23 protein-coding genes are annotated in these 21348 nt (G+C 40.3%); 10 read left to right on the top strand and 13 right to left on the bottom strand.

Going from position 1 to position 21348, the window contains the following annotated elements; all coding sequences use genetic code 11:
* Window positions 1-54: 54 nt before the first annotated feature.
* Window positions 55-741, bottom strand: coding sequence for an OmpW/AlkL family protein (locus DYH63_RS03300; protein ID WP_116787446.1), 687 nt, complete (start codon window positions 739-741; stop codon window positions 55-57).
* Between the two features lie 95 nt (window positions 742-836).
* On the bottom strand, window positions 837-1088 hold the full coding sequence (locus DYH63_RS03305; protein ID WP_116790730.1) for a hypothetical protein: 252 nt from the start codon (window positions 1086-1088) through the stop codon (window positions 837-839).
* A gap of 192 nt (window positions 1089-1280) precedes the next feature.
* Here DYH63_RS03305 and DYH63_RS03310 point away from each other — a divergent pair, with 192 nt between their 5' ends.
* Both DYH63_RS03310 and DYH63_RS03315 read left to right on the top strand, forming a co-directional pair.
* Entirely contained in the window at window positions 1281-3776 is a 2496-nt protein-coding gene (locus DYH63_RS03310; RefSeq protein WP_116787447.1) for a M14 family zinc carboxypeptidase, read from the top strand.
* Between the two features lie 272 nt (window positions 3777-4048).
* A complete protein-coding gene (locus DYH63_RS03315) occupies window positions 4049-4564 on the top strand; it encodes an O-acetyl-ADP-ribose deacetylase (RefSeq protein ID WP_116787448.1) in 516 nt (171 codons plus the stop codon).
* 72 nt (window positions 4565-4636) lie between these two features.
* On the opposite strand, the gene DYH63_RS03320 is transcribed toward DYH63_RS03315, so the two are convergent.
* From DYH63_RS03320 to DYH63_RS03350, 7 genes are all read right to left on the bottom strand, one after another.
* On the bottom strand, window positions 4637-5425 hold the full coding sequence (locus DYH63_RS03320) for a M23 family metallopeptidase (RefSeq protein ID WP_162926907.1): 789 nt from the start codon (window positions 5423-5425) through the stop codon (window positions 4637-4639).
* Window positions 5426-5461: 36 nt separating this feature from the next.
* Window positions 5462-5860, bottom strand: coding sequence for a hypothetical protein (locus tag DYH63_RS03325; RefSeq protein WP_116787450.1), 399 nt, complete (start codon window positions 5858-5860; stop codon window positions 5462-5464).
* A 4-nt stretch (window positions 5861-5864) separates the two neighbouring features.
* On the bottom strand, window positions 5865-6062 hold the full coding sequence (locus DYH63_RS03330; RefSeq protein WP_162926908.1) for a GldL-related protein: 198 nt from the start codon (window positions 6060-6062) through the stop codon (window positions 5865-5867).
* 84 nt (window positions 6063-6146) lie between these two features.
* Entirely contained in the window at window positions 6147-7517 is a 1371-nt protein-coding gene (rimK, locus tag DYH63_RS03335) for a 30S ribosomal protein S6--L-glutamate ligase (RefSeq protein WP_116787452.1), read from the bottom strand.
* 181 nt (window positions 7518-7698) lie between these two features.
* Complete coding sequence (locus DYH63_RS03340) at window positions 7699-8202, bottom strand: hypothetical protein (protein ID WP_116787453.1); 504 nt, start codon at window positions 8200-8202, stop codon at window positions 7699-7701.
* A 130-nt stretch (window positions 8203-8332) separates the two neighbouring features.
* A complete protein-coding gene (locus DYH63_RS03345) occupies window positions 8333-9115 on the bottom strand; it encodes a hypothetical protein (RefSeq protein WP_116787454.1) in 783 nt (260 codons plus the stop codon).
* Window positions 9116-9171: 56 nt separating this feature from the next.
* The gene (locus DYH63_RS03350) at window positions 9172-10002 is read right to left on the bottom strand and encodes a UDP-2,3-diacylglucosamine diphosphatase (protein ID WP_116787455.1); all 831 of its coding nucleotides are present in this window, start codon (window positions 10000-10002) and stop codon (window positions 9172-9174) included.
* 161 nt (window positions 10003-10163) lie between these two features.
* Here DYH63_RS03350 and aroC point away from each other — a divergent pair, with 161 nt between their 5' ends.
* The 6 genes from aroC (at window position 10164) to DYH63_RS03380 (ending at window position 17233) form a co-directional block, all read left to right on the top strand.
* Window positions 10164-11228, top strand: coding sequence for a chorismate synthase (aroC, locus tag DYH63_RS03355; protein WP_116787456.1), 1065 nt, complete (start codon window positions 10164-10166; stop codon window positions 11226-11228).
* Window positions 11229-11351: 123 nt separating this feature from the next.
* The gene (locus DYH63_RS03360) at window positions 11352-12941 is read left to right on the top strand and encodes a T9SS-dependent choice-of-anchor J family protein (RefSeq protein ID WP_116787457.1); all 1590 of its coding nucleotides are present in this window, start codon (window positions 11352-11354) and stop codon (window positions 12939-12941) included.
* Window positions 12942-13181: 240 nt separating this feature from the next.
* Entirely contained in the window at window positions 13182-14495 is a 1314-nt protein-coding gene (locus tag DYH63_RS03365) for a T9SS type A sorting domain-containing protein (RefSeq protein ID WP_116787458.1), read from the top strand.
* A gap of 174 nt (window positions 14496-14669) precedes the next feature.
* Complete coding sequence (locus DYH63_RS03370; protein ID WP_116787459.1) at window positions 14670-15659, top strand: T9SS type A sorting domain-containing protein; 990 nt, start codon at window positions 14670-14672, stop codon at window positions 15657-15659.
* Window positions 15660-15754: 95 nt separating this feature from the next.
* Window positions 15755-16291 (top strand): C40 family peptidase, encoded by a 537-nt coding sequence (locus tag DYH63_RS03375; protein ID WP_116787460.1) that lies wholly within the window; start codon window positions 15755-15757, stop codon window positions 16289-16291.
* A 54-nt stretch (window positions 16292-16345) separates the two neighbouring features.
* Window positions 16346-17233, top strand: a complete 888-nt coding sequence (locus tag DYH63_RS03380) for an OmpA family protein (protein ID WP_116787461.1) — start codon at window positions 16346-16348, stop codon at window positions 17231-17233.
* A 31-nt stretch (window positions 17234-17264) separates the two neighbouring features.
* Here the strand turns inward: DYH63_RS03380 and DYH63_RS03385 are convergent, their stop codons facing one another.
* Genes DYH63_RS03385 through DYH63_RS03390 form a run of 3 tightly spaced genes read right to left on the bottom strand, consistent with a single transcriptional unit; the run spans window position 17265 to window position 18517 of the window.
* Complete coding sequence (locus DYH63_RS03385; RefSeq protein ID WP_116787462.1) at window positions 17265-17504, bottom strand: VOC family protein; 240 nt, start codon at window positions 17502-17504, stop codon at window positions 17265-17267.
* Window positions 17505-17507: 3 nt separating this feature from the next.
* On the bottom strand, window positions 17508-17636 hold the full coding sequence (locus tag DYH63_RS21675) for a hypothetical protein (RefSeq protein WP_256386726.1): 129 nt from the start codon (window positions 17634-17636) through the stop codon (window positions 17508-17510).
* A complete protein-coding gene (locus tag DYH63_RS03390) occupies window positions 17636-18517 on the bottom strand; it encodes an AraC family transcriptional regulator (RefSeq protein ID WP_116787463.1) in 882 nt (293 codons plus the stop codon). The genes DYH63_RS21675 and DYH63_RS03390 overlap by 1 nt, the downstream gene beginning before the upstream one ends.
* A gap of 95 nt (window positions 18518-18612) precedes the next feature.
* Between DYH63_RS03390 and DYH63_RS03395 the strand changes: the two genes are divergently transcribed.
* Window positions 18613-18972: a DUF983 domain-containing protein gene (locus DYH63_RS03395; protein WP_116787464.1), complete on the top strand. Its 360-nt coding sequence runs from the start codon at window positions 18613-18615 to the stop codon at window positions 18970-18972.
* 168 nt (window positions 18973-19140) lie between these two features.
* Window positions 19141-20793: a DNA repair protein RecN gene (gene recN / locus DYH63_RS03400; protein WP_116787465.1), complete on the top strand. Its 1653-nt coding sequence runs from the start codon at window positions 19141-19143 to the stop codon at window positions 20791-20793.
* Here recN and DYH63_RS03405 read toward each other — a convergent pair.
* Window positions 20785-21261 carry a hypothetical protein gene (locus DYH63_RS03405; RefSeq protein WP_116787466.1) on the bottom strand — a complete coding sequence of 159 codons (477 nt, stop codon included), beginning with the start codon at window positions 21259-21261 and terminating at the stop codon, window positions 20785-20787. The two genes, recN and DYH63_RS03405, sit on opposite strands and share 9 nt — an antisense overlap.
* Between the last annotated feature and the right edge of the window lie 87 nt (window positions 21262-21348).

Raw genomic sequence — 21348 nt, forward strand, 5'->3', positions numbered from 1 at the left:
TAAAAAGCCGCTCCCCATCACAAGAGCGGCTTACTTACACAAACCATCAAAGGCTTAAAACTTCATCCCTACGCCAAAGCCCAGCAGTAATGGGTTAATGTCCACTTTAGCCGGTATGCTAAGGCCGGTGGCAAGGTTAGAAGCATCTACTGTAACATCTGTTTTCAAAAAGATTTTTTTAGCATCGATGTTTATAAAAAATTTATCGGTAAGCTTAATATCAAGTCCTGCCTGAAAAGCATAGCCAAAGGCATTGTCATACTTTACATCTTTTACGGTATTGCCTTCGTCTACACTATAAAAAATGGTATAGTTAATACCGGCACCCACATAAGGTTTAAAGGTTTTACCGGGAAAAAAGTGGTACTGTAGCGTAAGGGTAGGAGGCAGCAGGTACACACTACCCAGGTCTACATTGGTTTTTGTAGGCCCGCCAATGGCAGATATGTCAGACCCTGTAGTGTTTACATCGTGTTTTGTAGTACCCAGTATTAGCTCGGCAGCTATATGTTCTGTAAAAAAATAGGTAAAGTCGACTTCAGGAATAAAAGAGTTAGAAATATCTACACCGCCGCCTATGGTTTTAATGCTTGCGCTTTCATCGGGCAATACCGCTACGCCACGCAGGCGCACCTGCCATTTCTTAAAATCGTTTGTTTTTGTAGTATCATCCTGCTGTGCCGTTGCAAGGTTAATGCTGAATAGTGACAAGGCTAAGGCAACAAAGGTTAATTTTTTCATTTTGAATTTGTGTTTTGAATTACATGTCAAAAGTATGTAAGACAAAAAGCACAAAACCTGATTAAAGTCATGCCGCCTCAATTAATTTTACCATATTATTTCTTCTTTTTCTTTCCGCCTTTTTTGTTACCTTTTTTCTTCTTGGCGGTTTTCTTTTTGCCAGATTTCTTTTTACCCCATTTGTCCTTCATATCCTTATAGGCCTTTTTAGATATCTTAGACTTTTTCTTACTGCGTGCTTTGCCTTTTCGCTTACGGGCATTAATGTTATTTACGAGCGAGTTTTTAACTCCCAGCTTGTTTTTCTTTTTACTGCCTTTTTTTGCTTTCTTTTTAATTTTGCTCATAGCTTCATTCTTAGTAGTAGTCATCAATTATATGAATTACATCAATTAATTGGTAGCTGAGATTCAGGTTATCTTTAAATGTACAAATACCATGTGCTCTATCGCTTAAACTATTGCTAAATAAATTACAAAATTTTGTACAGGGCATTTTGTCTATAATTCTTACATTTGGTTTCCCTTTAATTTCGGTACATGAAATATTTTTTAGCCGCCATTTTATTATTTTTTAGCATAGTACTTAATGCCCAGCTTAAAAGCCCCGAGGGCATTTTACACGACTATGGCAGCCATGTAAGTTACTACCACCAGCTGGAAAGTTACTTTACCTATCTTACACAAAATTCAGACATGATAAAGCCGCAGCCTTATGGACAAACCTATGAGGGGCGCGGGCTTAACGCATATATTATTTCTACTCCCGAAAATCTTAAAAATATCGATGCCATACGCAATGGCCACCTTAACGCCGCAGGTCTTGGGGGCAGTGGGGCAGCGCCCGATAAGATAATTGTATGGCTGAGCTTTAATGTGCATGGCAATGAACCTGCTGCTGCCGAAAGTGCCATGAATGTTGCTTACGAACTTTTAAACCCGGATAATGCAGATACTAAAGAGTGGCTGCAAAATGTTGTAATCATACTGGCTCCGTGCTTAAACCCCGATGGCTATAGCCGTTATGGCAACTGGCTGCATACCGTAACCGGCAAAGAGCTGCACCCGGGCAGGACAGACCGCGAGCACATGGAACCCTGGCCTGGTGGGCGCGAAAACCACTACCAGTACGACCTTAACCGCGACTGGGCATGGCAGGTACAGGCCGAAACACAGCAGCGCATGGTGCTTTATAACCAGTGGATGCCCATGGTACACGCCGATGTACACGAAATGGGATATAACGACCCTTACTTTTTTCCGCCGCCGGCAGAACCCATGCACGATTTTATAACAAAAGGGCAGAAGGATTTTTATGAAGCCATAGGCCAGATGGCCTCAAAAAAGTTTGACAAAAATGGCTGGGGCTATTATACCCGCGAAATATTTGACCTGTTTTACCCTAGTTATGGCGATACCTACCCGTGCTTTAACGGTGCGGTGGGTATGACTTTTGAGCAGGGTGGTATAGGTGCCGGTCGCGCTGTGGAGCTTGATAATGGTAAAGTACTTACCTTGCAGGACAGGATAGACCATCATACCGCTGCTATGCTTACCGTAGTGGAAACAGCCGCCTGGAAAAAGGATATGCTGATACGCAACTTCCGTAATTATTTTAAAGAAAGCCGTGAGAAGCCAAAAGGCAAGTACAAAACCTATGTGATAAAAAGTTCTGGTAAATCGCCGGAGCTGGCGCAGTTGCTTACGCGAAATAAAATAGCGTTTGCCTATGCCGATGAAACTAAAAAAACTGAGGGTTACCATTACCAGACCGATAGGGAAGATGATTTTACAATAGAGCTTAACGACATCATTGTTAGCGCAGACCAGCCAAAGGCAGTTTTAACACAGGTACTTTTTGAGCCGGTGCAGCGCCTTAGCGATAGCCTCTCTTACGATATTACTGCCTGGGATATTCCGCACGCTTACGGTGGCGACGGCTATGCGCTTAAGCGCGACCTGAACATAAAAACCAGAACACAGCCTAAATTTAAAGGCAAGTTTGAAAATGAGGGTGTATATGCTTATTACATTCCGTGGAATGGCAGGGGATCTGTACGAGTACTATCACAGCTACATGGTTCTAAAATTAAAGTACGCAGTGCGCGTAAGGAGTCTCTTTTCAGGGGAATAAAAGTGCATATGGGCGACCTTATTGTTTTAAAAGGCGATAACCCGCACCTTACTGCCTTTGAGCAAACCATGAGTGTAATGCTGGATGGTAAGCCCGATTATGAAGTAATAGAAAGTGGCTACTCACTTTCCGGCGGCGACCTGGGCGGTGAGGGGTATCCGCTACTTAAGGCACCGGATGTGCTGTTGCTATCCGGCAGCGGTGTAAACAGTACCGATTTTGGACAGGTGTGGTTTTATATGGATGAAATTGCAGGATATCCGGTAAGCATAGTAGATGTGCAAAACATAGGCCGTGTAGCATTTGGCGATTTCAATACCATTATACTGGCTAACGGTTATTACAGCCTTTCTGATGCCGATAAGGGACGTATAGATACCTTTATTAATAATGGCGGCAAAGTAATAGCACAGGGTAATGCCATGGATATATTTGAAGACCGTGCGGGTTACAGTCTTAAACATTTTGCTACCGAAAGCGACGAGGCGGCAGACCAGCAACGTGATGCCGATGAAGCTCTTGATGCCCGTTATTATAACTACGATAGCTTTGTGCGTCGCGAGCTTTCATCATCCGTATCGGGTGCTATAATAGAGAACAGGCTTGATAAAACACACCCACTAAGCTATGGCCTGGGTAATGGTTATTATAGCCTTAAAACAAGTGCATCGCATTACCAGCTATTAAAAGATGCATTTAATGTAATTTATGTGCCTAAAGATTACAAGAGCTTTGGCTTTATAGGCAGCAGCCTTAAAAGAAAGCTGGGCAATACCGTAACCTTTGCTGTAGAACCTAAAGGTGAGGGGCAGGTAATTTATATGGTAGATAATCCACTTTTTCGTGGGTTTTGGGAAAATGGCAACCTGCTTTTTAGCAATGCGCTGTTCCAGGTAAATTAATTGTTAAATGATACAACAAATCATGTCGTAAACTGTAACACACGTATAGCATATTAAGAATAGTTTTACAGTACCTAAAATTTGATATGTCAGACTGCTCCCAAGTTGATGACAACTGTAGATTATTTTTTTACAATGAAGCCACCCTTTAACCGGGGTGGATTTTTTGTTTTAAGGATATACCCATTGAAACCCGATTGCGGGTTAAATCACTATGAAATGTTTGTATTTACCGTGAATTTTTCACGAACTTTGGTGCTATAAACCATACCATGAATAGAATCAGGCTTTTTAAAGGCGATATAACAAAAGTACAGGCCGATGCCATTGTAAATGCGGCCAACTCATCGTTGCTGGGCGGCGGTGGGGTAGATGGCGCCATACATCGTGCTGGTGGCGCAAAAGTTCTTGAAGAATGCGTAGCAATACGTAACAGGCAGGGCAAATGCAAAACCGGTGAAGCTGTAATTACCACAGGGGGTAACCTGCCAGCTAGCTATGTAATACATACTGTAGGGCCGGTGTGGAATGGCGGGCATAAAAATGAAGCTGAAGTACTTGCTAACTGTTACCGGAATTCGTTGAGCCTTGCTGTAAAAAATGGGGTTACCACTATTGCTTTTCCAAATATAAGTACGGGTATATATGGCTATCCTAAAGATAAAGCTGCTGAGGTTGCTGTTATTGCCGTTAAAGCTTTTTTAGCTGAAAATGAAAGCATTCAGGAAGTGGTTTTTGTGTGTTTTGATGATGAAAATTTAGCACTGTACCAGGATTTGCTGAGATGATTGATCAGGAGTTATAACAATTGACACGAACAAAACTTGTAGAAATTAGTGTAATTAGTGGCTCAAAAGAATCTATTTCTGTACAATATCCCCCTTCCGCATCGCTTCACCATCATAACCGCCTTTAAACTTTACCGGAACAGATATCATCCCCTGTGGTACTGCCATTTTTACGTTGAAATGCAGGTGGGCGATATCAGTCCAGCCTGTTTTTCCGGCGAGTCCTATAGGTTGGCCTTCGGTAATGGTATCACCTATTTTTACGAATGATCCATTTTGTTTGAGGTGTACGTATTGCGTATACAACCCTGATTTAGGGTGAAAAATTGTTATGTAGTTAGCATAGTCGCTCCACTTTTTGTCAGCCCCACCATACTTATAATCTTTAATAACACCTACCACAATACCATCATCTGCGGCGCATACTGTATCGCCTACTTTAAGGCTAAAATCAATGGCATATTTAGATTGCGCATCGTTGTGGGAATAGCTGCCCTCATATGCCTGTATTATGCGATAGCTTTTTCCTTTAGGGAAGGGCAGGCTTATGCGGTAGCGGTTTATGGGTGTAGCAGGATCGCCCAGGCCGGTATTGAGTAAAAAAGTTTTTACCTCAAGGCTATCGGCGGGTATATTGATGCTGCGTTTTGTTTCAGGCTGCATTACTACGGGTTGGTAAGGTTTTAACCGTAGGTTAAAAAGGCTGTCGCTGCTGGAAAGGTAATACCGCATTGGGCTTTTTAGCGGGTTGTCTAAAGCCAGGTGTATGGTGTCATTACTAATCTTTACTTTAGTAGCGGTTTGTGCCTGGTACAGTTGCTGATGAGGGACTGACTTGCAGCCCAATGCTATAGCAACCAAAATAAGAACTAAAAATTTTGAATGCCGCACTCTTTATTATTTATTATCTGCCACAGCAAACACCTCGTCTATCCTGCGGAATTTAGGGTTGTTAGCCACCGTAACGCGCTGTACATAAGAGCCGTCTTTTACTTTAGTTATTTTCACCGTCATGGTGCCTGATTTTAAAACCTCTTTATTACGGGCAGCCGTGGCAGCCGTAGGGCTTACAGTATAGGTACAGTCGTCTATCCATACAATATCAAAATCGTAGATTTCCTCGGCGTCCTGCATTTTTTCGGTTTGCGTTTTTTCATCGCGGGTTATAAAACAAACCTTTTTAGTGGCAGGATCGGTAACCTTAAAAGTACCGGTTTTAAATTTAGTGCAGTCATTCTGGCTAAAGCCAAATAATGGTAACAGCAACAGTAGTAAAAAAGTAGTTATTCGTTTCATTGGCTTATCTGTTTAAAAAGCTTTTAGCATCATTGTCATTCAATACTTTTATAATGGCACCCACTACCACCACAACCTGAAGGGCAGTGCTTACCCCAAGCATTATGCTTGCGTATGGCCAGTGCATTAATTTAAAAAGTGCACCAATAATGCTTATTGCTGTGCCTGTAAGGTAAAGTGCGATGAGATGCTTGTATTTCATGCTGGTGGCTGATTGTATCTCAAAGATAAAAAAAAAGGTTACCCGAAGGTAACCCTGTATCATAAATTAAAAGCGTAATCCTGATTATTTCCACTTAAAGTTTTTTTCGATGGCTTTGATCATTTCGCTTGCAATGTCTTTATTGGTTGCGCCTTCTATACCTTCAAGGCCCGGAGATGAGTTAACCTCCAGTAGTAGCGGCCCTTTAGATGAACGTATAATATCTACACCGGCTACCTTAAGGTTCATGGCTTTAGCAGCTTTAATGGCTATCCTCTTTTCATCAGGTGTAGCTTTTATTACGCTTGCCGTACCGCCCAGGTGAATGTTTGCACGGAACTCGCCCGGCAATGCTTCACGCTGTATAGATGCCACTACCTTACCGTCTATTACAAAAAGGCGTATGTCTTTACCATTTGCTTCTTTAATAAATTCCTGTACGAGTATGTTGGCATTAAGGCTCTTAAAAGCATTGATAACACTCTCGGCAGCCTTTTTTGTTTCGGCCAGTACCACACCTTTACCCTGTGTACCTTCAAGCAGTTTAACAATAAGCGGCGTACCGCCTACCATGCTTATAAGGTCGTTCGTGTCAAGTGGCGAATTTGCAAACCCCGTAGTAGGTATGTCTATACCGCTGTTTAGCAACAACTGCAATGAATATAGTTTATCGCGGCTTTGTGTTATGGCTGCCGATGAGTTAAGGCAAAATACCTTAAGTGCTTCAAAATGGCGGGTAAGGGCACAGCCATAAAACGTCATACTAGGGCGTATGCGTGGTATAACGGCATCAAAGTCATTAAGTATGCGTCCGCCACGGTAGTGAATTTCCGGTTTATCGGCATCCAGTTTCATATAGCAGTACTTCAGGTTCAGAAAGTGCATTTCGTGCCCGCGTGCTTCGCCGGCTTCTATAATGCGCCTGTTGCTGTACAGCTCAGGATTACTGGCTAAAAGGCCTATGCGCAGGCCACGTTTTTCGCCATCTTCTTTTTTATCGTAGTATTCCTGTAGCTTTTCTTTAGTGGGCTGGCCCAACAGGTATTTTTGTTCAGGGTCTACTAATATGCGTCCACTCATGGCCTCACGGCCCAGCAGCATCCTGAAACCCATTGAGTCGCGGTTGGTAAGTGTTACCTCGACCTCCCAGTCCAGGTCGCCCACGCGAATTTGTGTTTTAATAACATAACGCTGCTCGCGATAGCCGCTGCTGCTTTTTACCACACGCTTGTCTACCAGTGGCGCCTGGCAATGTATAATGGCCTTTGTATTATTTTGTATGGGGTTGATGTCAAATTTTACCCATGCTTCGCCCTCTTTTTCAAAAGGTATGATGTTGACGGCGTGGAGCGCAGATGTCTTGGCTCCGGAGTCTACACGTGCCTTTATTGTTGGGATACCCAGTTCAGGAAAAGCGCACCATTCTTCGCTTCCTACAATTACTTTTTCGAGCATTTTTGATTGAGATTACACAATCTAAATTAGTGTTTTTTTTAAAAGCGTAAATCGATTGGCGCATTTTTATCGAAAAATTAATATTGTATTAAATCGTGGCTATAAGCTGCTGATTATAAATACACGTTGGTTTTTGGATAATAAAAAATCCCGGCTGTAAACCGGGATCTGTATGCTGTAATTAAAATTTGTATCGAATACCAAGTGCGATGTCCGGGCCAAAGTTGTCTCCGCGGTAGTCATCGTTAAAATAAAGTTCTGGCCTAAAGTCTAGCGATAGTTGCAATGGGATATCAAAGTTATATTCAATACCCAGGTCGCCCGCTACAAAAACAAAAGACCCACTGTCATCAAAATTGTTGCCTGGTCCTGGTCCGTTGTAGTCATAGCTCCATGTACCTACACCACCACCTACACCGGCATACCAGTTAAAGCCGCCTTCTATGTTCCATACCCATTGGTATAGTGCAGCAAGTTTAAAAGCATCATAGTCGTTAGAGTTTCTCCATCCTAAGTCAAGCTCCAGCCTGTTGTTGCCAGAAAATGACCTTTGGTAAGAAACCTCACCACCAAAGCCGTCGTTATCACCAAGTCTAAGACCCAGTGCATTTCTTGTACCGTCTTGAGCCTGTGCGCTAAATGCCAGTCCTACCAACATCAAAGCAGATAAAAATAGTTTTTTCATAATGATTAATTAGTTGTTTCAATTTTCCTTTAACAAAAGTAAAAGGTTACGTTTTGTAGGAATATCATTATGTTAAAGTTTTAACAGTTATCGTTTTGTTAAAACCATTATTGCTATTCAAATCAATTATTTACTGAACATTATAGGTGTTAAGTACTTCCTGCTGTGTTTGGGTAGTGGTAGGATCTATGGTAAGAAATGCAGCTATTGCCGGATCTATATTGTATTTAAAAGCTGTTTCAACATTTACCACACCTATGTTTTCTGCATAATACTGGTAAGAAGTTACCACATCTTGTGGAGTAAGCACCGTTACCGGAAACCCTTCAAGGCTATAGGTTATAGAAAGGTTTACTACGGCCTTTACCTTTTTTACATTGGTATAATTATGTCCGCCCACGCTATAAGATGGCAATGTTTGGTCTGCAATTGTGGTAAGCTTATAAGTAAGGGTAAAGGGCTGGCCTTCATATTGCTGCTCTACTGTGCCCGAAACAGCGCCCAGTTCCTGGCCTGCGGTGGCGCTTTCTTTAAATACCACTAAGTCTGTAACGGCTATGCTGAACGGAAATTCGGCACTAAAGTTTACAGCCGTACCACCACTAAGTTTTAAGGCATCACCATCTTTACGAATACCGTTGTTTTTTATAACATTGCTAAAAAAACCTGAGGGTGTTGTGTTGCCTGTTTGTATTTTTTTATATGAGTTAGCGCCTATAATGGTATCATGATTTGTATATACCGAGTCTCGTTCGCTTTGTGCAGCGCTGCTCACATCATAAACCCAGTAATTTCCGGCTTTAAGCGGCAGGAAAGCGGTGTCTCCGGAGTTGCTGTTGCTATCGTCATCTTTAGAGCACGAAATGCTTAATAATGTTACAAAGCCTGCAAGGGTATAAACAAGTTTTTTCATAAGTGTAGCTAAGTTTAAGTTTAGCGGCTAATATAGCTACATTTTAAGAAAATGGCTTACAATTTTTTATCGAAAAACAAAGTTGCAACCAGTTGATGTTCCGGTTGTAATTCGATATCGGTTTCGTCTTCTTCTATAGCTTGTGCCTCATTTTCATAACGGTACAGTTTCCATTGTTTTTTATGATATTCCAGCGCGGTAAGGTTTTCTATCCAGTCGCCGGAATTAAGATAGGTAACACTACCTTTTTTATTTTCTTTTACGGCTATGGCAGGCTCATGTATGTGCCCGCATATTACATAGTCATAATTGTTTTCTATGGCAATATCTGCTGCGGTAGCCTCAAAGTCTGAGATGAACTTAACGGCCTTTTTAACGCTGGCTTTTATTTTCTTAGAAAGAGAATAAGGCTCGCGACCCATTTTTACCAGTATCCAGTTTATAAAACGGTTTAATAATATAAGGTAGTCATAGCCCCAGCCGCCCAGTTTTGCGATCCATTTAGCAGAATGAACAGAACTGTCGAACACATCGCCGTGAAAAAACCAGGCCTGCTTGCCGTCAAGCTCCAGTACTACTTTGTTTACAATGCTTATGTTGCCCATGGTAGTATCTGCAAACTTGCGCAGCATTTCATCATGATTGCCGGTAATGTAATATACCTTAGTACCCTTAGAGGCAAAGTCGAGCAGTTTTTTTACCACCTTAAGATGTGGTTTCGGGAAATATGATTTCCTGAACTGCCAGATGTCGATAATGTCTCCGTTAAGTATCAGGGTTTTAGGCTTAATGGTAGAAAGATAGTGAAGCAATTCTTTTGCATGACAGCCGTATGTGCCCAGGTGTACATCAGATAGTACCACTACATCAACAATCCTTTTTTTCATCAGATATGTTTCTTGCAAATTAAGCCTGTGTGTATAAAATGGTGTTTACCAAAAGGTTATTAAAATGTTTATTGTGCAGGAGGTATACCTGTAAGCAATCAGCAGGTGTTTTTTTATTAAAATAGGGCAGAAGATGTTACATTTGTTTAAAACACATTATTATGGCAGGCAATACTTACGGTACACTTTACAGGCTTACAACATTTGGAGAATCGCACGGGGCGGCAATAGGCGGCGTTATAGACGGTTGCCCTCCGGGTATTGAACTAAATACCGATGCCATACAGTATGAGCTTAACCGCCGCAAGCCGGGCCAAAGTGCTATAGTTACACAGCGTAAGGAGCCGGATGAGGTTCAGTTTCTTTCCGGCATATTCGAAGGGAAAACTACCGGTGCGCCCATAGGTTTTATAGTGCCAAATACCAACCAAAAATCTCAGGACTACTCGCATATAAAAGACGTGTACCGCCCCTCTCATGCTGATTATACTTATGATAAGAAGTATGGCGTGCGCGATTACCGTGGCGGAGGCCGCAGTTCTGCACGCGAAACAATAAGCAGGGTAGTGGGAGGCGCGATTGCAAAACAAATGCTGCCAGGTATTACAATTAATGCATATACATCATCTGTAGGTGATATTGCTCTAAATACACCTTACCAGGATCTTGACTTTAATTTGATAGAAAGCAATGCTGTGCGCTGCCCTGATACGGCACTTGCCGAAAAAATGGAAGATTATATCAAGGAGATACGTAAACAGGGCGATACCGTAGGAGGTACTGTAACCTGTGTTATTAAAAATGTGTCTGCGGGTTTAGGAGAGCCTGTTTTTGATAAACTGCATTCCGAGCTTGGTAAGGCAATGCTGAGTATTAATGCTGTTAAGGGCTTTGAATATGGTAGTGGTTTTGAAGGCTCTAAAATGAAAGGCAGCGAACATAACGATTTGTTTAATGCCGATGGCTCTACTAAAACAAACCTTAGTGGTGGTATACAGGGCGGTATTAGCAATGGTATGGATATTTATTTTAAAGTAGCTTTTAAGCCGGTAGCTACTATTATGCAGGCTCAGGAGACTATAGACAGCCACGGCAACGTTACAGAAATGCACGGTAAGGGCAGGCATGACCCGTGTGTAGTGCCACGCGCTGTACCTATAGTTGAGGCTATGGCGGCACTTGTTTTAGCAGATTTTTATTTATTAAACAAATCTCAGTATATATAGGATAAAATTTATAGTGTCTGTTAGATTATAATTGAATGTGTGTTTATTCTTCATAAATTTAATATAAATAAATTGTAAGGAATTTGAAAATTGTTATTTTTGGTAAAAATTAAAACTATCATCATGAAAAAAATTTTACTTACTGGTGCTATGTTAGCCTCTTTTGGGTTATCATTTGGACAGGTAGCACTTAATGAGAATTTTGAGGGAACAACATTTCCTCCTACAGGCTGGACGATTGAAAGAACTATCTCAGATCCTGACTATACATGGTTTGCTGCTACCGGCGACAACGCAATTAGTGGAAACCAATCTGCAGCGGTTGCCTATAATTCAGATGAAGATTCTGATGAGTCACTTATCAGCCCAAGCTTTAGTCTTGCCGGCTATACAACAGCCTATTTTAACTTTACAGCTTCTTTAGGGTATGACTGGATGGTAGCTCCTGATAATAATGGAGATCTTTTTGCAAAAATATCAACAGATGGAGGAGCAACCTGGACGCAAGTTTGGGTAGAAGAAGATGAAGGTGAATTTGAAAACTATGCTCCGCTTTTAAAGCGTATAGACATAAGCGATTATGCAGGAGAAACAAATGTTAAGATTAAGTTTCAATATGTTGCTTTTGATGCTGACCTTGCCAGGATTGACGATGTTAGTATAACAGCATGTGCACCTATAAGCGGACTTACTCTTGATGATCTTTCAAGTACATCTGCATCATTTACAATAGATGGTACTTCTACAGGATATAGTGTAGAATATGGTGTAACAGGCTTTACATTAGGAAGCGGTACTACAATAAATACTACACAGCCACAATTTTTACTTGATGGTTTAACAGAAGGTACCAGCTATAGCTTCTATATTACAGCAACTTGTGGTGGTACTGCTAACAGCGGTTGGGAAGGCCCTTATTCTTTCTACACGCCACTAATATCAGCTACATCAGTACCATATGCTTATGGGTTTGAAAATACTCCATTAGCAGCCGGTGGTTGGTATACTGAGTTAGTAAATGAAGAAGGAGCAGCGTGGGGCAGATACATGGGAGGCACTGATTTCCCTGCACAGGAGGGTACTTATTTTGCTGCGGCTATAGGTACAGCAGCAGATGGAGATTCTTGGTTGTTTTCTCGCGGCCTTAGGTTAGTAGGTGGTACAGATATCAGCTATTCTTATTTTGTAAAAGAAATTGCGTTAGATACAGCCGGTAACGGTAATGAAAATTACCTTACTGTTACAATTGGTTCAGATAAGACTTCTGATGCGCAAACCATAACTCTTGTGCCTCAGGAGGAGATTACTGATGAAGAGTATGTACAAAAAACAGGTTCTTATACAGTACCTGCAGATGGTATATATTATATAGGTTTTCATTATGAAGGGCCGGCAAACACAGCAGCTGCAAATGGTGCGCTTGTTCTTGATGGCTTTAATGTAACTGGAACTACAGGTGTAAATGAGCAAGTTGCTTCAGCAATTTCAGTATTCCCTAACCCGGCAGTTTCGGTAGTTAATGTTGCAAATACTAATGGTGCACTTATAAATAACATTAAAGTAGCCGATCTTAATGGGCGTACAGTTAAAAATAATAAGTTTGATGGGCTTACAGATGTTCAGGTAAATATTTCAGATCTTGCTTCTGGAGTTTATATGATGACAATTAGTTCTGACAAAGGCACCACGACAAAGAAAATTGTTAAAAATTAAATAACGATTTTTTAATAATTTGAAAATTAAGCCGTTGCAAATGCAACGGCTTTTTTGTAAGAACAATAGGCGAGCGGTTTTTTTTGAATTATTCAACAAATGCGCTGATAATGCATTGTTTTCTAACTTTTAGAAGTATAATTTAATCATTATCGTATTTAAAATTGATAAAAAGTGAAATAATAATTGTTTTGTATTGTAGTTTTTACTAATTTTAGCACCTTTAAAAACTATCATACAATGAAAAAACTTTTACTTACGGGTGCTGCTTTAATGGCACTTTCATTTGGGGCAAGAGCACAATTTAGCTGTGCTGAAGCTCTTGAACTACCTATAGGAATTACTACTGTAGGAACTATTGCTGGTGATTATTATGCAGAAGGATGCTTTGCAACTACAAGTACTACAAATCCTGATGCTGCAACTGCTGCAAACTGGTATAAAGTTACCGCTCCTGCTAATGGTGCTTTTAGGATTAATACAAACGTACAAGGAAATGATCCTGAAGGTGATACACGTGTAGCTGTATATTCTGGTACTTGTGATGCACTTACTTGCTGGACGACTGGTGATGACAAGTATTTTAATATAATTTATGATGATCAGGGAAACCCGATATCTTACGATCCAAATAATGTTCTTTATGCAGATTTTGAATTTCCTGTTGTAGCTGGTCAAACTTATTATATTGCTTTTGATGATGCATATGTAGATACAGGCTTTGATGTTGAATTAACATTCAACGATCCTTCTTGTGTTGATAACAGCCTTCACGAAGACTGGACAAACCTTGCAAACTGGTATTTCTGCTGGGCTAGGCCAAATCCATCTACAACTGTTAGAAACAAGTGGCAGCTAATGACAGACTACGATTTTGGTGGTACTGATTATAATTATGATAACACAGCTGCTATATTCTCAGCTCAGGGTACAGCAAATGATGATTTCCTTATTTCAAGCGAGAAAAATCTTGTAGGTGGTACTGAGTATACTTTAAATGTAACTTACAATGGTGTAAATACTCAAACTCAGGCTGGTGCTGTAGTTGAAGCTGATGAGAGTTTTGAAGTTTATGTGTTTAATATTGTAAATAACTCATATACTCCGGTAGCCTTAATAGGAGAAGAAACTGGTATTGCTCAATCAGGAACAGATCTTAATGTGCTTAAAGAAAACGCTACTTTGGGTTCATATACCTTTACTCCTGATGCTGATGGTGAGTACTTTTTTGGTATTCATTCAACAAGCCAGTCAGGTGGTGCTCTATTAGTATTTGAGGTTAATGTTGATGGTGCAATGGGTACTGTTAAGAATGATGTTTCTAACATTGCTGTATTCCCTAACCCTACATCAAATGTTGTAAATGTTGCAAGCGCTGGCGCACTTGTAAATAATGTAGCAGTTACAGATCTTAACGGGCGTACTGTTAAGTCTGCTAAATTTGATGGTGTAACTAATGCTCAGGTAAATATTTCAGATCTTGCTTCTGGTGTTTACATGATGACTATTTCATCTGATAAAGGTACTTCTACTAAAAAGATCGTTAAAAACTAATTACTTAGTTTCTAAACATACTTTAAGGCCGCTGCATTTTGCAGCGGCTTTTTTATTTGCATTTTTATCTGTTATATGCGGTAAACGCTGCATTTAAAAAGGTAAACACGAATTTTTGCTGCGCTATTTTTTAATGTTTGTGATTAATTTTATCATATTAAAAAACTATCACAAATGAAAAAATTATTACTTACAGGCGCCATGCTATGTGTAGCCTATTTTAGTGCAAATGCCCAATCGCAAACTATTACCTCTTTTGAAGAATCTGAAACAGCTGCTTACATAGTGGGTGATGATATTGGTACTTACACCACACAGTGGAGTACTTACAGCTCTGCTAACGATGATGATGTAGATGCGGGAGTTATTACAATATCTGATGCCTGGGCTTCAGAAGGTACGCAATCGCTCATGTTCTCGCCGTTAAATAACCAGGATGACGAGGCAAATTATGCCATTGGCCCGCTTTATGATTTTTCTACACTTTCCGGTACTGCGTTTGAGCTTACATTTGATACCCGTACAAATGTTGTTAGTACTACAAGCAGTAACCTTGGTTACCAGCTTACAAACTATGATGCTACAGCAAATACCCAGACTACCTTTGCTAAGGTTCAGTTTGATTACTCTGGTACAATCCTGGTTTGGGATTCTACTGAAGACCAGTCTGAAGATAATAACTACGGATATGTAGAAGCTACAGGTTTTTCGGCAGCAACAAACTATACCGTTAAAGTTCGTTTTAACGTAGATCAATCGCTTACTTACATTGTAAACGGCGAAGAGGTTTATACATTTACCCCGGCAGATACAAGTGTACTTAACGGATCTTACTACCCGGTATTCTATACAGACGATTATAATAGTACATGGTATGTAGACAACCTTACAATAGCATTGCCTACAGCTGGTGTAGTTAACCCTTCATTAGCACAGTTTGCGGTTTATCCTAACCCGGCATCTAGTGTAATAAATGTATCTAATACAGATGCCCTTGTAAATAATATAGCACTTACCGATCTTAATGGTCGCACTGTTAAAACTGTAAAATATAGCGGTGCTTCTGACGCACAGGTTAATATTGCAGACCTTGCTTCGGGAGTATATCTTCTAACTATCAGTTCTGATAAAGGAACAACCACTAAAAAGGTTGTGAAAGAATAGCTGATGGTAGTTTTGATTTTTTTTTAAGCCCCTGTTTTTCAGGGGCTTTTTCTATTTGGTAAATTAAAGGGCATAGATTTTGTAAAGTATAAGCCATGCAAAAAATAACATACATACTTATAGCTCTTAGTCTTATGGTTGTGTCCTGCAATAAAGACACATCGCACAAAACAGGTCTTGCTTACAGTGCAACCATATCAACGGCTAATAATACGTTGGTTAAGCAAGAACTTACCTACCGCGAAAAGGTAATTGCTTATGCAAAAAAGTATCTGGGCATACCTTATAAATATGCCACGGCAAGCCCTGCTGTAGGGTTTGACTGTTCTGGTTTTGTAAACTACGTGTATAAAAATTTCGGTATAAATTTGCCACGCAGCTCGTCAGGGTTTAAAAACCTTGGGGCGGCTAAAAAGGCTTCCGATTTTAAAGTAGGCGATATACTTGTTTTTTATGGTTATAAAGACAGTGCATCTGTAGGGCATTTGGGTATTGTATGCGAGGCTAACGGTATGAAAAGTCGTTTTATACATGCTTCTTCCGGTAAAGAAATGGCCGTTACCATTAGCGACTTGGGCAGCGCCATGTATACCCGCCGCTTCTATAAATGTATCGATCCATTTTTGTTATAACCCTTCGGCAATAATAAAATATAAGCTATCTTCGTTTAACTCATTTACAAACTTATGAAGCAGTTATTTTTTATTGGACTTTTTACCATGTTTGCTTTTGGAGCAAATGCGCAGGAGCAGTTCTCAGTATATTTTGATACTAATAAGCATGAGCTTGATGCTAAAGAGCTTGCCAGCCTTAAGGCTTGGGCACTGGCAAATAAAACATCTAAAATTGTAGGTATAAACGGTTATACCGATGAAGATGGCTCTGTAGGCCTTAACGACTCGTTGGGCCAGCGCAGGGTAGACTTTGTTTTTGGTGTAATCCGTGGAAAGGTTAGTATACGGTCTGATTTTTCTACCCGAAATTTTGGAAAACTCCATAAGCACGAAGCTGTAAAAGCCAAAAACCGTAAGGCTACGATATACTATCTTTTAGAAAAAGACATTCCGCGCGAAAATGAGATACTGGGTATTAAAGATGAGCCTAAAACGGTAAAGAAAGAAGATATTGTTTATGCTACAAAGATAAAGGTGCGTAACCCTGATGGTAAAGACGAAGAAATGACGCTGGATCTCGCTTTTATGAAAAAACTGGGCACCGCTAAGGTGGGCGATAAAGTAAAAATACCTAACCTTAATTATTACAGAAATACTTTTGCTCTCGTAAAAGAATCACGGCCTAATATCTACTCGCTGCTTGAGGTAATGAAAATGAACCCGGGTTTAAAAATAAAGCTCCAGGGGCATATTTGCTGTAGCCCTACCGATCGTAATAAGCTTTCTTATGACAGGGCTAAAAGCGTAATGATGTTTCTTACACAAAACGGTATCGAAAAAAGCCGTGTAAATTTTGAGGGGCTTGGCACCACACAACCCATCTATGCCATACCTGAAAATAATGACCAGGAACGTGAAGCAAACCGCAGGGTAGAGGTGCTAGTAATGGCTAATGACTAGCTTTCTTAATTGTGTGCTTTACCATTATAGCCTAATCGCCTATTAAAATAGTATAACCGTTGCAGTCGCGAACTACAAATTCGCGGCTGCCATAAGGGCGCTGTATAATTTCTGTAATTATATCAGCGCCTTTGCTTTTTAGTTCATTGTAAAAAGTATCGATTTCCGGTATCCATAGTATAAAGTCAGTAGTTCCTTTTCTCAGGGTTTCATTCAGGTTAATGTTATCTGCCTTTGCAAAATGTATCTGGAAACCGTCCCGTTGCACCATTGCCTAAACCGGCGGGTCTAAAGCATAGCCTATAACACTAAAACCCAAAACATCGCGGTAATATTCGGCTGTTAGTACTACATTCTTAACAAGTAATTGCGGCGCACTTCCTATAATTTTTGCTGTACTCATTATTGTTTTATATATCGTTTTACAAACTGGCTGGGTGTGCCGCCGGTTTTTATTTTAAACTGTTTAGAAAAGTACCCGTAGTCTTCATATCCCAGCAGGCCTGCAATGCTTTTAAAATTACCACGGTGCAGTACCAGTTCCTTTTTGGCTTCGAGCAGTACGCGTTCCAGTATTACATCGGTGGCGGTTTTGCCCACTACAGCCTGTGTTATCCTATTTAGGTGGCGCAGGGTTACGGCAAGTTTATCGGCATAATAGCCGGGTAATTTCTGGTTGCGAAATTCTTTTTCCAATACATCTTCAAATTCCCTGAATTTTAAGTAGTACGTGTTTTCGGTATTAGCTTCACTCGTAATTAGCGTGTCATATAAGCGTGTAGCCTTTACATATAATAGTGTTATGTGTGCGTGCAGTGCCTGTTTAAACAGGTTGGGCCCATTAAGGTACTCGCGGTATATTTCTTTAAAAGTAGCGGCCAGCTCTTTTTTTGCATCAAGTGTAAGATATATACAGGGGCTGGTGTGCATGCTGTAAAAAAATGGATAGCGAGCTAACTCATTATGAGTATAGTACAACTCATAAAATTCTCGTGTATGAAAAAAGATGTATCCCTTAGTGTCGGGCGAAAGATGCCAGTGGTGCGTTTGTCCGGGTTTTAAGAAAAACAATGCTCCCGGTTTTACATCAAATACCGAAAAGTCTATTTCGTGCGTGCCGGTACCATGGGTAAAAAGTATTGCCAGGTAAAAGTTATGGCTGTGAGGTTCTGCTATGTCTTTATGCCTCGTTTCCAGATGGTTTTCGAGCCTGTTGGCATGAAAATCTTCATGCTGATCATCGTGTTTAAACTGGGCTATATTGAGTACGTTTACCGGCTTCATAAATTTTTAATAATGTCCTAAAAGTACAAATTTCTGCGTAAACCGTCTATTGATATGTGTGTCATAGCGGGGTATCTTTGAATAAAAAAAACACCATGTCTCAAATAGTTAATATCCTCGAAGAAAAGTGCCCTAAATGTGCAGAAGGCAAAGTGTTTGCTACGAAGGGTAATATATTTTTATTGCGTATGCCAAAGATGAATGAAAAATGCAGCTGCTGTGGACATAAGTTTGAAAAAGAGACAGGCTACTTTTTTGGCTCTATGTATGTAAGTTATGCAATGGCCGTAGCTGAGATGGTTGGGGCTTTTTTAATAATGCAGTTTTTTGTAAAAGGTTTTGCCCCCATGATTACTATTATAGCAATACTGGCAGTGCTGCTAAGCACCTTTAATTTCAGGATTTCGCGCATGTTATGGATCTATATGTTTGATGGCCCCGGCCGAACACTGTAACGATTTTAGGTAGATTGTTTCAGCCACGAATTCTGCGAATTTTTACTAATCAATTAGCGAAAATTTGTAGAATTCGTGGCTGTCTTTTTTAATTTGCAATTCACTATTGATAATTCGTAATTGTAAAAAGTGCTATATTTGTACAGCAATCTGCACCCAGAATCCATTATGCTTCAAACACTCCAAATAAAAAACTTTGCTCTTATAGAGCAGCTTCATATAGATTTTACCGGCAGTTTTTCTATCATCACAGGAGAGACCGGCGCAGGTAAATCCATCCTTTTAGGTGCCCTTGGCCTTGTATTGGGTAATCGTGCCGACCTGGGATCACTTAAAGATAAAGAACAAAAATGTGTAATCGAAGCACATTTTAAGATTGCTGATTATAACCTTCAGGAGTTTTTTACGGCAAACGACCTCGATTATGAAGATGTTACCATACTGCGCCGCGAGATATTGCCAAGCGGTAAGAGCCGCGCCTTTATAAACGACAGTCCTGCAAATCTTACCGAGGTGCAGGAGCTTGGCCATTACCTTATAGACATACACAGCCAGCAGCAAACCCGCGAACTTAGCGATGAGTTGTACCAGATGCAGATACTCGACGCAGTTGCAGGAAACAACGCTACGCTTGATACCTTTAAAAAACAACTTTCGGTATTTAAACAGGCGCAGAGTGCCCTTAAAAAACTGGAAGACCAAAAAGCCAATTTGGGTAAAGAGCAGGATTATAATACTTACTTGCTTAATGAGTTGCTTGGTGCAAAACTTAAAGCAGGCGAACAGGCTGAGCTTGAAAGCGAACAGGAAAAGTTAAGCAATGTAGAATTTATAAAAGAGAGTATTGCAAAGGCATTGGCTGTAGCCAATGAAGAGCAGATAGGTGCCGTTCAAAACCTTAAAGAGATAAAAAATGCCCTGCAAAAGATAAGTGGAATCTCTGAAGAATATGCCGCCTTTTATGAAAGGGTAAACAGCCTGCTTATAGAATTAGATGATGTTACAGACGGGATTTCTGAACATTACGAGCAACTGGTAAACGATCCTGAGGCGCTGGAGCAGGTTAACCAAAAACTACAGCTTATTTATAACCTCCAGAAGAAACATAATGTAACAACGGTTGAAGAACTGATTACGATACAAAACGAACTGGAAAGTAATGTTGTTCTTGCCGAAGGACTTGATGAGGCCATAGAAAAGCAGCATCAAAATGTAGCTAAGGCAAAAAAAGAGGTTGATGCAACTGCTGTTATCCTTAACAAGGCAAGACAGAAAGCAATACCGGTACTTACAGAAAAAATTACCGCCATACTTGCCCAGGTGGGTATGCCAAATGCACGTTTTAAATTTGAGGTAATTGCGGGCGATACTTACTACAATAATGGTAAGGATGCAATTAATTTACTGTTTTCGGCTAACAAGGGTACTAACTTTGGGTTGCTTAAAAAGGTAGCATCAGGAGGGGAGATGTCGCGCATTATGCTGGCAATAAAATCGGTACTGGCAAATTACTCAAAACTGCCATCTATAATATTTGACGAAATAGATACCGGTGTGTCTGGTGAGGTTGCCATAAAAATGGGCGATATCATGAAGGGCATGAGTAGCGAAATGCAGGTATTTGCCATTACCCACTTGCCACAGATAGCTGCTAAAGGCGATCAGCACTATAAAGTATATAAGTCTACATCGGGCAATACCACGGTAAGCGAACTCAAGCTGCTTACCCACGACGAGCGCGTGCGAGAAATAGCCGAAATGCTAAGCGGTAAAGATGTAAGCGACTCTGCACTTACACATGCAAAAGCATTATTAGGGTAGGGGATGGTCTTTTATTTTGCGGCTGCGGTTTATCAAAGGCATAATTATTGCCAGCGTAATACCATATAGTATTGTTCTGATGGTTATAGGAATTAAGAGTATCCAAAAATTAGTTATGTCTCCTTCAAATAAATATATTTGAAAGTAATTAGAGACCATGTTAATAAGCCATGGTATAAGGAAGCACATTTGCAGGATAAAGATTCCGGCTATTATTTTACTTTTTTTGGTATCGAGCAAAATTTCCTTTTTTGTAAATATCATTACCATAGACAAGCTCAATGGTAATATAAACCCGGTAAATATCCCTACTGAAATAGACAATGCATTATTGTCTAGTGTTATAAGCCGGGACATTACAATCGCTGTTATTTCAAAAATAAATGCGCCAATGTAGAACCTGCCAAACCAACGGTTAGGGCTGTATACTTTTGGTGAAAATTCATCTTCATTTAAGAGGTCAATCATTGCTTGGTAGTTTATCGGCTAAAATTATATAAAATAAGGGTTAGTTGTTTTTGTTTTTTATCTTTGCTTTCCAAAAAACTAAATACA

The organism is Flavobacterium psychrotrophum (assembly GCF_003403075.1).
Lineage (GTDB): Bacteria > Bacteroidota > Bacteroidia > Flavobacteriales > Flavobacteriaceae > Flavobacterium > Flavobacterium psychrotrophum.

Excerpts from the sequence above, each read along its gene's own strand:
- rimK (WP_116787452.1), bottom strand. The coding sequence starts at position 7,517 with ATGCTCGAAAAAGTAATTGTAGGAAGCGAAGAATGGTGCGCTTTTCCT.
- DYH63_RS03325 (WP_116787450.1), bottom strand. The coding sequence starts at position 5,860 with ATGAAACGAATAACTACTTTTTTACTACTGTTGCTGTTACCATTATTT.
- DYH63_RS03380 (WP_116787461.1), top strand. The coding sequence starts at position 16,346 with ATGAAGCAGTTATTTTTTATTGGACTTTTTACCATGTTTGCTTTTGGA.
- DYH63_RS03365 (WP_116787458.1), top strand. The coding sequence starts at position 13,182 with ATGAAAAAACTTTTACTTACGGGTGCTGCTTTAATGGCACTTTCATTT.
- DYH63_RS03315 (WP_116787448.1), top strand. The coding sequence starts at position 4,049 with ATGAATAGAATCAGGCTTTTTAAAGGCGATATAACAAAAGTACAGGCC.
- DYH63_RS03305 (WP_116790730.1), bottom strand. The coding sequence starts at position 1,088 with ATGAGCAAAATTAAAAAGAAAGCAAAAAAAGGCAGTAAAAAGAAAAAC.
- DYH63_RS03390 (WP_116787463.1), bottom strand. The coding sequence starts at position 18,517 with ATGAAGCCGGTAAACGTACTCAATATAGCCCAGTTTAAACACGATGAT.
- DYH63_RS03405 (WP_116787466.1), bottom strand. The coding sequence starts at position 21,261 with ATGATTGACCTCTTAAATGAAGATGAATTTTCACCAAAAGTATACAGC.
- DYH63_RS03375 (WP_116787460.1), top strand. The coding sequence starts at position 15,755 with ATGCAAAAAATAACATACATACTTATAGCTCTTAGTCTTATGGTTGTG.
- DYH63_RS03370 (WP_116787459.1), top strand. The coding sequence starts at position 14,670 with ATGAAAAAATTATTACTTACAGGCGCCATGCTATGTGTAGCCTATTTT.
- DYH63_RS03360 (WP_116787457.1), top strand. The coding sequence starts at position 11,352 with ATGAAAAAAATTTTACTTACTGGTGCTATGTTAGCCTCTTTTGGGTTA.
- recN (WP_116787465.1), top strand. The coding sequence starts at position 19,141 with ATGCTTCAAACACTCCAAATAAAAAACTTTGCTCTTATAGAGCAGCTT.
- DYH63_RS03350 (WP_116787455.1), bottom strand. The coding sequence starts at position 10,002 with ATGAAAAAAAGGATTGTTGATGTAGTGGTACTATCTGATGTACACCTG.
- DYH63_RS03310 (WP_116787447.1), top strand. The coding sequence starts at position 1,281 with ATGAAATATTTTTTAGCCGCCATTTTATTATTTTTTAGCATAGTACTT.
- aroC (WP_116787456.1), top strand. The coding sequence starts at position 10,164 with ATGGCAGGCAATACTTACGGTACACTTTACAGGCTTACAACATTTGGA.
- DYH63_RS03330 (WP_162926908.1), bottom strand. The coding sequence starts at position 6,062 with ATGAAATACAAGCATCTCATCGCACTTTACCTTACAGGCACAGCAATA.
- DYH63_RS03300 (WP_116787446.1), bottom strand. The coding sequence starts at position 741 with ATGAAAAAATTAACCTTTGTTGCCTTAGCCTTGTCACTATTCAGCATT.
- DYH63_RS03345 (WP_116787454.1), bottom strand. The coding sequence starts at position 9,115 with ATGAAAAAACTTGTTTATACCCTTGCAGGCTTTGTAACATTATTAAGC.
- DYH63_RS03395 (WP_116787464.1), top strand. The coding sequence starts at position 18,613 with ATGTCTCAAATAGTTAATATCCTCGAAGAAAAGTGCCCTAAATGTGCA.
- DYH63_RS03340 (WP_116787453.1), bottom strand. The coding sequence starts at position 8,202 with ATGAAAAAACTATTTTTATCTGCTTTGATGTTGGTAGGACTGGCATTT.
- DYH63_RS03385 (WP_116787462.1), bottom strand. The coding sequence starts at position 17,504 with ATGGTGCAACGGGACGGTTTCCAGATACATTTTGCAAAGGCAGATAAC.
- DYH63_RS21675 (WP_256386726.1), bottom strand. The coding sequence starts at position 17,636 with ATGAGTACAGCAAAAATTATAGGAAGTGCGCCGCAATTACTTGTTAAG.